Origin of the sequence: Streptococcus oralis subsp. oralis (genome assembly GCF_002096455.1) — a bacterium.
Taxonomy (GTDB): Bacteria; Bacillota; Bacilli; order Lactobacillales; family Streptococcaceae; genus Streptococcus; species Streptococcus oralis_CY.
This window is the reverse complement of the sequence record NZ_NCUL01000004.1, coordinates 129,891-142,202: the sequence shown is the minus strand read 5'-3', so window position 1 is coordinate 142,202 and position 12,312 is coordinate 129,891. Positions and strand designations below refer to the sequence as shown.

The window sequence follows — 12,312 nt, the reverse complement described above, 5'->3', positions numbered from 1 at the left end:
CTGATTTGAGCTCGGGCTAAAATCCTAGTGAAAAAGATGAAACTCCTTGTGTTCATCGAACACTGTTTCCTTTCCCTATTTTCATACGGATTTTTAACGCCCTTAGCATCATGATTCTTGCCGGATAAACCGTTTATAGACTAGGCGATGAGCCGAAGATTGTATAAAAATTTTAGTGAAACAAAAAATCTCCCCGAAGGGAGATGATTTGGTTTATTTTACCTTACAGTGCTAAGAAGCGTAACCAAAGATAATACTTGAGTATATCGAGGTAAGGTGACAACATAAAAAGCCCTCTGAAATCAGAGAGCTGATTTGAGCTCGGGCTAAAATCCTAGTGAAAAAGATGAAACTCCTTGTGTTCATCGAACACTGTTTCCTTTCCCTATTTTCATACGGATTTTTGGAGCCCTTAGCATCATAATTCTTGCTGGATAAAACGTTTATAGACTAGGCGACGAGGCGAAGATTGTACTAATGGTACATCGAGCTGAAGCCAACGAAGTATAGAAACGTTTTAGACGCAAGATTAGCGACGAAGTCCAAGAGAGTTGATTAACTCACGGTAACGGTTAACGTCGTTTTTACGCAAGTATGCAAGCAAGTTACGACGGCGACCGATTTTCTTCATCAATCCACGGTAAGTAGCGTGGTCTTTTTTGTGTTGTTTGATGTGTTCGTTAAGGTGGTTGATTTCCCAAGTAAGGACAGCAACTTGAACCTCTACTGAACCTGTATCACCTTCGTGACGTGCATATTGTGCGATGATTTCATTTTTTTTCTCTTTTGAGATTGCCATGATGTTTCTCCTTTTTATTTGGCTTCATCCGAGTGACAGGTTGGCATGCCTGTAACCAAGAAGAAGTTATTTGTCTTTACGACAATTCTTATTCTACCAAGAAGCAGAGACTTTGTCAACTGATTTACTGTTTAAAACCTTGAATTACTCTACTGATTTCAGGGCTTCAAGCATATCCACCTTCCTCAAGTGGTGATTGACAAAGATGCCCAGTAAGGCTAAGATTACAGTCACTGCGACGATTGGAAGAGCATAGACTTCCCAGCTGACTCGTGGATAAAAAAGTATGGTGGCAGGTGAAATCATTTGTATCAAAAATTGATGTAAATAGTAGCCTGCTACCAAACCGAGAACAATCCCCACAAGGGATAGCACTATGGTCTCGCGGTAGATATAGAGGGTCACTTCTTTATTATGGAAACCAAGAACCTTAATAGTGGAAAGTTCGCGGATACGTTCTGCCACATTGATATTCGTGAGATTGTAAAGAATGACAATGGCTAGTAAGACGGAAACAAGGACAAGGATTGCCATGGTTTTATTGAGAGAATTGGCTACAGATTCAAAGAGGTGGATAGCCGTTGCATTTTGGACCACTCCAGAAACAGCAGCTTTTTTCATAAAGACAGCAGCTTCTTTCTCCGTATTGGATGGTGTTGGCTCTTTTAATTTCACTAGGTAGGCATTGTCTTGCGGACTGGTTCCATAGACTTGTTCGTAAGTCGCTCGGTTGAGATAAACGAAGTGTCCAACATAGTTTTCAGAAATAGCCGCGACCTTGATTTCTTTCCCATCAAGCTCTAGCTTGTCTCCAACCGTAACACTTGCTAGTTGGGCTAATTTTTGACTCACGACCGCTCCATTAGTGACCTGCAACTCTCGCCCATTTTCCTCTAATGTGATAAAGGGATTGAAGTCTTCTCCACTAGTAACCATTATGGTGATAGTCTGAAGTCCTGCTTTTCCTTTGAAATCTTTTTCAATAGATTTAGAGTAAATCTTTTGATAAGCGTGGATAGGCTCAGCTTGCAAGGCGCTTTCCAGATCTGCTTTTTCTTGCTCCGTTACACTGCTCTTTTCCGCTACAATCATCTGGTATTGCTGGATTTGTTCAAATTGACGCTCCACAACTCCTCCCACAGATGACTGAATGCCAAGACCTGCAAATAGGAGAGCCACCGAACCTGCAACTCCAAAAATGGTCATCAACATCCGTTGTTTATAACGGAAAATATTTCGCGCTGTAACCTTATGAGTGAAGCTCAAATGACTCCAAATAAAGCTCAGGCGTTCCAGCAAAATCTTTGATCCCTTAACGGGAGGTTTGGGAAGCAAAAGTTGGGCTGCTTCATCATGCAACTCCCTTCGCGCCACCAGATAAGCTGGCAAGACACTGGATACCCAACTCAAGGCTAGGGCAAGGAGGCTATAAGACCAGTAAAAATACTCCTGGCTTTTCCCAACGACCATTCCTGCTGTTATAACATCCGAAATCACGCCTGCAAGAAGATAATGTCCAAGAAGCGTTCCTATAAGGGTTCCCACAGTTCCTGCAAGAAAACCATAGAGGACAAACTTGGCAACTATATCTTGATTCCGGTAACCTAGAGCCTTGAAAATACCAGCATTGGTACGCTCTTCATCCACAAATCGAGTCATCGTTGTAAAGGTCACCATTGCAGCGACCATATAAAGCACCACGGGGAAGATATTCCCAACAGAACGAATGCTTGCTGAAGCGTTACTGTACATGAGATAGCCTTGACCACCTGGCATGGTTTGGCGATTGTATACGTGGTATTTCGGCTCTGCCAGTTCATCAAGGTCTTTCTGACGCTGTTCAAGCTTCTCTTTTTCCTTAGTTAGATCACTCTCTGCCTGAGCCAGTTTTTCTTTTTCTGTAGCCAATTCTTCCTTAGCTTTCGTCAATTGCTCCGTGGCTTGACTCTTTTGAGGCTCAGGAAAAACAGTCACTTGTTCTTCTTGCGTTTTCAAGCGACTTTCAGCCTGCTCTAACTGACTCTTGCCTTTTTGAAGGTTACTTTCAGCAGTTTGGAGCTGTTCTTTCCCATCTTCCAAGCTCTTTTGCCCATTTGATTTGATACTTGCCAATCTTTTTTGACCATTATCGGCAAGCAAGTCTTGCAATTCTTCCTGATGTTGAGCACGTTTGCTCTTATAGTCTGATGAAAAAGCATCCAGGTTTTTTAAATCATCATAGCGCACACGCGCAATACTATACACTTCTGTATCAAACCGACTGGCTACAAGCACTCCATAGCCAGCCAAACTTCCATTTCCACTACTAGCCCCTCCCAAGTCTTCTTGAGAAAGCATCTCACCTGACTGAACAAATCCTGTAACGGTGTAAGTTTGGGATTTCAAAAAGGACTTCCCCTCTTCTTTCTTGCTAAAGGTGATTGTCTGCCCAATCTGATAGCGGTCTTTCCAGAAATCAGCTAAGGCAATTTCCCCATCAGCCTCTGGCAGCCGCCCTTCTGTCACTTGGAAGGTTGAAATGCTCTCTGGTTTGGAATAAAGTCGAACTGCTTCCTCACCATTTTCAACGGTTAGGTCTGCCATATAGCCAAACTCAACACTTGCTCCTTGAAGGGTCTTTAGCTCGTCCTGATCTTCTTTGTCCAAACCATAGTCAGCTATCACTGCCAGATCCAAAGTATTGGCTTTACGGAGATAATCCCCTGCCGTGCGTTCCATGTTTGGACTGGCTACTTTAAGACCTACTAGGGCTAAAGAACCCAGCATCATCAAGGTCAAGATAGAAACAAAGCGTCCCTTTGAAGTCGTCACTGACTGAAATAGGTCTTTCCGATATGTTTTTTTCATGCTAATACTCCAATATATCGATATCCTGTGGATTCTCATTAATCGTCACACTCTTAACCGTTGCATCACGCATATGAATCACGCGATCTGCAATAGGGGCTAGCGCGCCATTGTGGGTCACGATAATCACCGTCGCTCCCTTTTGACGAGACATATCTTGAAGAATCTTCAAGACTTGCTTCCCTGTCTGGTAATCCAAGGCACCTGTCGGTTCATCACAAAGGAGAATTTTAGGATTTTTAGCTACAGCGCGTGCAATGGAGACTCGCTGTTGCTCCCCTCCAGAAAGCTGGGCTGGAAAGTTATTGAGGCGATGAGCCAGACCTACGTCTTTGAGCACTTGCTCTGGATCCAAGGCATCTGTCACGATTTCTGAAGCCAGTTCCACGTTTTCCTTGGCTGTCAGATTGGAAACTAGATTATAAAACTGAAAAACAAAGCCTACATCTTCACGACGATAGTTTGTTCGTTGGTGGGAATTGTAGTCGGCGATATTGACACCATCAATCCAAATCTCCCCTTCATCATTAGTATCCATACCTCCTAGGAGATTGAGAATGGTTGATTTTCCAGCACCTGAAGCACCAAGGATAATGACCAACTCCCCTTTTTCAATTTCAAAATTCACATCACGATTAGCCACAATCTCCGTATCTCCAACCTGGTAACGCTTGTAGCTGTGTTTCATTTCAATATAAGCCATATCGTTTATCTCCTTTTCAAAGCTCGTTTTCTTAAATCAACAAGATGTTGATTCTAAATCACAAATATTATATAATGGACTAAGTCAAAAAGCAATAATCAAAAATCAACAAAGTGTTGATTTAATAAAAAGGAAGATAAAATGGTTCAGAAACGAAAAACTACTACTAAGGAAGACATCAAAGAAGCTTTGATTCAGCTGCTATCAGAGGAGAAATTTGAAAATATATCAATTAGTAAGCTCTGTAAACGGGCAGGAATTAATAGGGGAACTTTCTATCTACACTATGAAGACAAATATCAAATGATTGACAGTTTGAAAAGTGAAATTATTTCCCAGCTCTACATTTTTTTAGAAAAAGAAAGAGAATCGCCTAGAAAGTTTATGTTAGCCAACTTCTATATATTACGTTCGAACGAACGCCTTATTAACGCCTTGTCCCAAAGTCATTACATAGACTTTCGTGGTGCAATTCGTGAATTTCTAAGTAGCATTATTCTAACTGAAAATAAAAAAGAAACGACTCGTCATTTCTTATCAGAAAACTTCCAAATTCCTCACAAATACGCTTTGGAAATCTTCTTATCAAGTATTGAAGGGATTATTTCTCTTTGGATTGCTGGGGGAGCGCAAGAAGAACCGGAAGAAATCACGGATATAATCTTATCAACCTATAACTACGAACATTGGCGCTACGAATCAAAAGAAGATTAATTCATACAACTTACTATTTCATAAGCTATATCCTCTCATTTTATACTTTTTCAATTAGCTAAATTGCCTTTTTTTAAACTTAGATACAAAAAAGCCTAGGAATCCTAGGCTTTTTTGTTTATATATTATTTTCCAAGGTAGTATTCAGAAACTACGTTCAATTTTTCGTCGAATTCGAATACCAATGGTGGGAAGTTAGGGATTTCCACGTCCATGATTTCGTCGTCTGACAAGCGTTTGATGTGTTTTACAAGGGCACGGATTGAGTTACCGTGAGCTCCTACGAATACGTTTTTACCATCTTTAAGTGCTGGAGCGATTTTGTCTTCCCAGAATGGAAGGGCACGTTCCAAAGTCACTTTCAAGTTTTCAGCATCTGGGATAACTGAGTCGTCAAGTGAAGCGTAACGACGGTCAGTGTGTGCTGAATGCTCATCATCACGATCCATGTTTGGAGGCAATACATCGTATGAACGACGCCAGATGTGAACTTGCTCATCACCAAATTGTTCCGCAGCTTCAGCTTTGTTTTTACCAGTCAAACCACCGTAGTGACGTTCGTTCAAACGCCATGATTTTTCAACTGGAACCCACAATTGGTCAGAAGCTTCAAGAGCCAAGTTTGTTGTTTTGATTGCACGTTTCAATACTGAAGTGTAAGCTTGGTCAAATTCGATACCAGCTTCTTTGATCAATTTACCAGCGTCAATCGCTTGTTGTGTACCTTTTTCAGACAAATCAACATCAGCCCAACCAGTGAAAAGGTTAGCTTTGTTCCATTCAGACTCACCGTGGCGAGCAAAAACCAATTTTACCATTAGATGGATTCTCCTTTTATTTTTCGAGGTTTCCCTCGTTTATCTATTCTATTTTACACAATTTTTCACAAAAAAGCTAGTTAAAATCAACTAAAAAGAGAGAACGGTGTCCTCTCATCTAGATATTATTAATTCGCGATATTCAATCAAGAAACAATTGCAACTATTTGTTATTTAAAGCATCAATTAAACGATCAGTATTCTTAGTTACATCATGTTTTCTTATAAAAAAGCATTTTCCCAACATATTCTTTCACCAGATCATTCTTTAAATGAAAAAACAACCCTCAAACGGATTGTTTCACTAGACTATCAGACAAGGCCACAGACTTCTTTCAAAAATTTAGAAAAAGAAACAGCGCCTTTAATGATTAGAAATCCTCCTATCCACTCGGTCGCTGAAAGAAATCCCAGCACGCCACCAATGATAAATAAAATAGATGGCAGCATTCGAAGTTGTTGATCCTCTTCGAAATAGATTAGCATAAAGGTTCCTAATGCAATCATCAAAATCTTAAAAAATGTCAGGAGCAGGGAAAAGGTAACCGTGACGACCAGCATTTTTGAAGGATCTTTATAGATGATGGCCCCAGTATAGGATAGCAAAAATCGTAGAACAGGTCCCAAAAGTAAGGTCACTCCTGCCACCATGCCCAGTCTCCAATTGAGTCGAACCAATCTATCTCTCTCCATAAAAATCTCCTTCTCTCGTAGCTATCATTCTACCATATTTCCCCCAGAAACAAAAGACCTTCTCCGTCACAAACAAATCCCCTACCAGCTTTCAGACAGCCGAACATAAAAAGAGAAGATCTGTCGATCCTCCCTTTTCATTTTCCAACCCTTATTTCTTAAAAATAGAGGTTCTGAAGTCGTTTGTTTGGTCAAGATAGGCCTTAAAGATTGCTCTCTTCAACTTATGAACGGCACTGTCATACTCTGGATTATAGTTGCTCCAACGAGGACTTACAGCATCCTGTAGTACAGCTTGGTCCATGAGGGCCTGCAATTCACTCACACGATTGATAGTCTTGGTCGCATAGCTTGGCCATGGTTTTGTCGGATCTTTAAAGGTCACTTGTTTCAAGTTTTCAAACTGATCCACACGTTCTTTATACATGGCTTTCTTAAAGGCAGCCCAAGATGCATACTTGCCTTCAAATACCTTGTCCAATACAAGTTCATCTGTCACCAATCCTCGTTCTTTACCATAGAGATTGATAGTTTTACCTTTTTGTTTGGCAATTTCTTCGTATTGATTTGAGATATAAGGTACCATTCCATCCTTAAAGCCTTTGGCAGCCAAAAGTTCGTAAGCGATCCGGCGTCCCATAAGGTCCCCTGGCGTGCCTTTCTCACTGCTGAGAGCTGAATAAATCGGAGCAAAAAGTTTAATGGTATAGTAGCCATTTCGTTCATAGTCACCAGACTGGTACTCACGAGCTGACAAGATGTTGTGGTCAATCAAACTTTCAAAACTATTCAGGTTTCGGGCCTCTGCTTCTGTCAATTCTTTGACTACGTTAGTGGCGTAAACCTCATTTCCATCTGCTGGATCTTTCACATACTTGTTCTCAATTTTTCTGAGAGCCGCCATTTTCTGGTAAACATTTAGTTTGTTAACGATTGATTGCCCTTCGAGGTATTCCAGCATGTAGATAAGGTCAAACATGTTATGGACATAGTTCTGAAGATCTGCTGCGTTTTGGAATCTCTCTGTCGGATCTAAGACTTGCAGACGGGAGCCCTCTGTACTATCTGATTTTGAGTGTCTCAAGATAGAATTGATGGTAATGGTTGCGTCACTTGGTTGGTCAGGGGCTTGCAATAAGCCTTTTGCGAAGAACTCTGGGCCCAAGCCACTTCTTCGACCATAGCCGCCAAGGTAAATATCCTGATCTGAATCATGGGTCATTTCATGGGTATAAGTAATGGCTCCATCCTTGTCCAACATACGGTAAGACATATAGTAGACGCCATCACCTGTTGCGTAGGCTCCATGCTGATTGTGTACTACCTTATTGCCAACTGGTCCAAAGAAGTTCTTCATAGCTGGATTGGAGCTATCAAACTTAGCCTCCACTGTAGCTTTTCCAGATGTTGTGTCATCACCGAACTTATAAGCATCATAAAGGAGAATAGTACGATAGAGTTTTTCACGTCCCTCATTATCTAAAATACGATACCAATAATCATAGTGATCACGCTGACGTTTGGCTGTTTCACGCGCATTTTCTTCTACAAAATCATTGAGAGCCTTGCCCACTTTATGCTCGCTATTGCGGTAGCGATCATAAGCTCCAAATCCTAGACTAGACATAGTTGAGATGACAAAGACAGATTTTTCTGGCAAGGTCAGGAGAGGCAAGACCATATTGCGGTATTTCCATGTAGCACTAGTGATGCGGTCATAGACACCTATAGAATACTTGGTGCCAGCTTGTCCTTGCTTAGTTTTGACTTCTTCAATATTAGATTTTTCTTCGACGATGTAAGCCTTGGTCTCTGATTTAAACCAGTCATTGTTACTTGTATTTGGTAAAAAGACTTTGCGGTAATGTTCCAGCGTGCTAAACAAATCTGTCGTTCCATGATGGCTAGCTAAACTAATAGAATAAGTATCAACGTTGTTCTTAGCTAGAAGGTTGTTAAAACCAGATTTACCTAACTCAATCAGAGTGTCCAGTGGTGAAGCATTTCCCTTACCAAAGAAGTCCAGGTGGTACAGAACCAGGTCTTTGACGTTTACCTGACCATAGCTGAAGTTATACCACCGTTCCAGATACGTCAAACCAAGTAGCAAGGCTTCCTTGTTGCGTTTGATTTTATCTACAAGATAGCCCTTGGTAACTGGGTTGTCACCAGCAAGTCCAGCATCTGCTGACAAGAGTTTCTTCAAACTGTCTTCCAGATGTTCCTTGGTTTTGGCGAACTGGTCCTCTAGATAGAGCTCAGTCTGCTCGACTTTTGGAGAAATACCGAGCGTCTTTCTGATGCCTTCTGAATGGTAGTCCACCTGCTGCAATTCAGGTAAGACTTGTTTGATGATAGAGCTTTGGTCATACAAGAATTGGTTTGGCGTATAGAGAAGACCCGTATTTCCTAGACTATATTCCGCTAATTTGGCGAAATCATCCTGGTAATGGAGATCAAGCTTTTCAGATGAATGGTCCTTGTAGTGAAGCAAGAGTTTGTTTGCAGTCTGTTTGTTTGAAACAATGTCTGTGATGACTTGGTCATCCTTCATCATAACTGCTGACAAGAGTTCTTTTTGATATAACAGACTGTTCTCATTGACCAGATTTCCGTATTTGACGATGGTTGCCTTGTTGTAGAAAGGTAGCAATTTTTCAATGTTTTTATAAGCCAAGGCGCGCTTAGCTTGATAATGGGCCACCTTAGAAAAATCACTGTCCTTCTTGCCACTTGTTGAGAGGGGCTCCACTGTTGGTAGAGTGAGAGGATTGATGGCTACTTTTTTGCTTTCGATTTGGGAAGCATCTAGCATTGTCCCTCTTTCTTCAAAGGATTCCTTGCTGACGACCTCATCCTTGACCATAGTGACATTGTAGACTCTGTTCGCCTTGCTGCTGAATGTGTCCTTCACCTTCATTCCATTATAGTGGTAACCGGTAATGGCATTTCCGTTGGTTACATTGACATCACTGAGAACATTGGTCAATCTTCCAGCATGCTGTTCCTCATTAGTTTTTCGATCCCACAAATAGCCTGCTACTCCCGCGACTCTACCAAAGTGCTTGACATTATTAATATCGCCCTCAGCATAGCTATCTTGGATTTGTGCATCCTGATCTACTAGACCTGCAAGACCACCCACAGTCTGATCTGAACTATTTGTGTTGGATGAAATGGCTACTGTCGCTTTTGACTTCGTCAGCGAAGCCTTGTTTCCTGTCAAATGACCGACCAAACCACCGATATTGTAGGCAGCAGTCGTTTCATAAGTGTTGATAATTCTTCCCTTGAAACTGCTCTCTGTGATACTTGATTGCTCAGCCTTTGCCAGCAAACCACCGATACCACGTTCACCGGCGAGAACACCATCAACGTGAACTTGTTTAATCTTTGTGCCATTCTGAGCTTCATAGGACAATGCACCGATATCATCTTTCCCTGAAATGGAGACATTTTTCAGACTCAATTTTTCTACTGTGGCACTACTCAAAGTTTCAAACAGTGGTTTTTTCAAGTTGTAAATAGCATACTGCTTGCCATCTTTTTCACCGATCAACTGACCAGTAAAGGTGCCCTTGATGTAGGATCTATCATCAGGTCCCAACTCCACTTCGTTGGCATTCAAACTAGCTGCTAAATGATAGGTTCCAGAGAGATTCTGGTTGATAGCTTTGACTAGGTTGCTAAAGGAAGTAAAGGTTGTCGTTTCCTCTCTAGCCTTCTTAGCTAGGTAGAAGGTGAAATTATCGACATACTTATTTTCTAGCTCTTGCTGGAGTTTCTCAGCCTTGGCTGTGATTTTATAAACTGGCTGGCCATCTTTCGTTTCTGCCGTTATTGAAGTGACTGGTAGATAGACATCTTTAAACGACGAAGATTTAACCTTGACAAAGTAAGTATCTGGATTACTTGGGACACCGTCTAAAGAAACGTGTTGTTTGTAAGTACCATTGGTCTGACTATACAACTCCAGATCCGAAACATTTCTTAGCTCAAGCGTCTTCTCTGGGTCTTTTTCTTTTGGTTTTTCTGTCGGAGTTTCCGGTTTTACTTGCTCGGTATTGCCAGTATATTCTGGAAGAGGAGCGACTTGTTCCGGTTCAACGATGGCTCCTGCTTGCTCACCTTTATATTCTGGTAAGGAAGATTGAGTCTCAGGTTCCACTATCGCACCTGATTGAGTATCTGTATATTCTGGTTTTTCAGCTATCTCAGGGTCAACAATCGCTCCTGCTTGAGTTCCTGTATATTCTGGTGTTGGTGGCACCTGTTCAGGCTCTACGATTGCTCCTGACTGCTCGCCTGTATAGGCTGGTTTGTCAGTCGTTTCTGGTTCCACCAAAGCCCCAGACTGGACACCCCCAACCTCTGGCTCAACTTGTTCTGGCTCGACGATAGCACCAGCTTGGGTTCCCTGATACTCAGGTAGCGGAGCGACTTGTTCGGGTTCAACGACTGCTCCAGCTTGGGTGCCTGTATATTCTGGTTTTTCAGCTGTCTCTGGGGCTACAACCGCTCCCGCTTGCTCGCCTGTATATTCTGGTAATGGAGCCTGAGTCTCAGGCTCTCCTTTTCTTGCAGACTGAGGTGCTTCACTTGCAGCTACTGCCTTCTTAGTCCCTTTCTCTACTATACGTGGCAAAGCTTCTTCTACTTTAGTTGAGAGAACTTCCCTAGAAATTTCTTGGTTTTCAACCGTGAAAATGCGAACAAGTTCAATCTTCTTCCCAGCACGACCTTCTTGTTTGACATGGATGGTTCCCTCAGTTAGTTCTGGATTTTCTTGAACTACTTCTGAAAAGTCTAATTTGGTTTCGATCTCTTGGTCTTTGTATAGGAGCTCTGGTTTATTCACGCGACCAGCCAAGACTTCGTCTTGAGGATCTACACTAGCAATACCAGACGGCTTTTTATTAGATAAATCTTGAGAAGGGATTGTCTTGTCTGCAGGGCTTGTTGAAGACGGAGCTTTCTGCTCATCTCCTGCCTTTTGTCCACCTTCGTTGGCTTGGAAATGAGGTTGAACTGTATAGTCAAGTTTCTGATCCCTAGCAGCAGTTTCTTGCTGATTAATCTCTTTGTCTTGCTTAATATAGCCTAGATAAGTATAACCTGATAAGGCACGTGGCAAAGGCAGACTATCTCCTTGGGATAATTGGTATTCCTGATTGTACTGGAGCAAAAGTTGATTTTCAATAGCCTGAACTGAAGAAGCCAAACCACTGCCCATCCCTGTTACCAAAATCACATTCAAGAGGGCTTTCTTTTTGCCTTTCTTTTTCGATACGACAAAAATAAGAAGGCCAATTGAAGCTAGGGCTCCACCAGTTAAAACACTAGTAAGGCTATTCTGCCCACCTGTATTGGGCAACTGACCTAGTTGGGCTTTCTCATCCATACGGTAGACTAGATAATAGGTGCTCTCACTATCTTCCGCAATCTTCGGAATATCCTTGACAATCAAGTCCTTCTCTTGCCCACTCAGCTCCGTATCCGTCACATATTTGTAGTGAACAGCTACATTTTCTTGAGCAAATACGGTTCCACTACTCGCAATGGACACAAAAAATAGGCTTGAAATCGAAGCTGACACAAGTCCAATTGCTAATTTTCGTAAGGAGAAACGATGCTGCTTCTCTCCAAAAAACTTTTTCATTCTAAATCCTCTCAACTTTTACCTTCTATCAAGAAAATAACTAGCATTATATTTTGATATAGGTATTTCACATCCACCA

The 12,312-nt window shown here is 41.7% G+C and carries 7 protein-coding genes; 1 reads left to right on the top strand and 6 read right to left on the bottom strand.

Going from position 1 to position 12,312, the window contains the following annotated elements:
- Positions 1–529: 529 nt before the first annotated feature.
- The 3 genes from rpsO to B7720_RS01495 form a co-directional block, all read right to left on the bottom strand.
- A complete protein-coding gene (rpsO, locus tag B7720_RS01505) occupies positions 530–799 on the bottom strand; it encodes a 30S ribosomal protein S15 (protein ID WP_001018251.1) in 270 nt (89 codons plus the stop codon).
- A gap of 144 nt (positions 800–943) precedes the next feature.
- Complete coding sequence (locus tag B7720_RS01500) at positions 944–3,652, bottom strand: FtsX-like permease family protein (RefSeq protein WP_193432079.1); 2,709 nt, start codon at positions 3,650–3,652, stop codon at positions 944–946.
- A complete protein-coding gene (locus B7720_RS01495; RefSeq protein WP_084856183.1) occupies positions 3,648–4,349 on the bottom strand; it encodes an ABC transporter ATP-binding protein in 702 nt (233 codons plus the stop codon). Before B7720_RS01495 ends, B7720_RS01500 begins: the two co-directional genes overlap by 5 nt.
- Positions 4,350–4,490: 141 nt before the next feature.
- On the opposite strand from B7720_RS01495, the gene B7720_RS01490 reads away from it, so the two are divergent.
- Positions 4,491–5,063 (top strand): TetR/AcrR family transcriptional regulator, encoded by a 573-nt coding sequence (locus tag B7720_RS01490; protein WP_084856181.1) that lies wholly within the window; start codon positions 4,491–4,493, stop codon positions 5,061–5,063.
- A 125-nt stretch (positions 5,064–5,188) separates the two neighbouring features.
- On the opposite strand, the gene B7720_RS01485 is transcribed toward B7720_RS01490, so the two are convergent.
- From B7720_RS01485 to B7720_RS01475, 3 genes are all read right to left on the bottom strand, one after another.
- Complete coding sequence (locus B7720_RS01485; protein ID WP_000240130.1) at positions 5,189–5,881, bottom strand: phosphoglycerate mutase; 693 nt, start codon at positions 5,879–5,881, stop codon at positions 5,189–5,191.
- A gap of 312 nt (positions 5,882–6,193) precedes the next feature.
- Complete coding sequence (locus B7720_RS01480; protein WP_049501556.1) at positions 6,194–6,574, bottom strand: hypothetical protein; 381 nt, start codon at positions 6,572–6,574, stop codon at positions 6,194–6,196.
- Positions 6,575–6,725: 151 nt separating this feature from the next.
- Positions 6,726–12,233 carry a ZmpA/ZmpB/ZmpC family metallo-endopeptidase gene (locus B7720_RS01475; protein ID WP_084856179.1) on the bottom strand — a complete coding sequence of 1,836 codons (5,508 nt, stop codon included), beginning with the start codon at positions 12,231–12,233 and terminating at the stop codon, positions 6,726–6,728.
- Positions 12,234–12,312 lie beyond the last annotated feature (79 nt).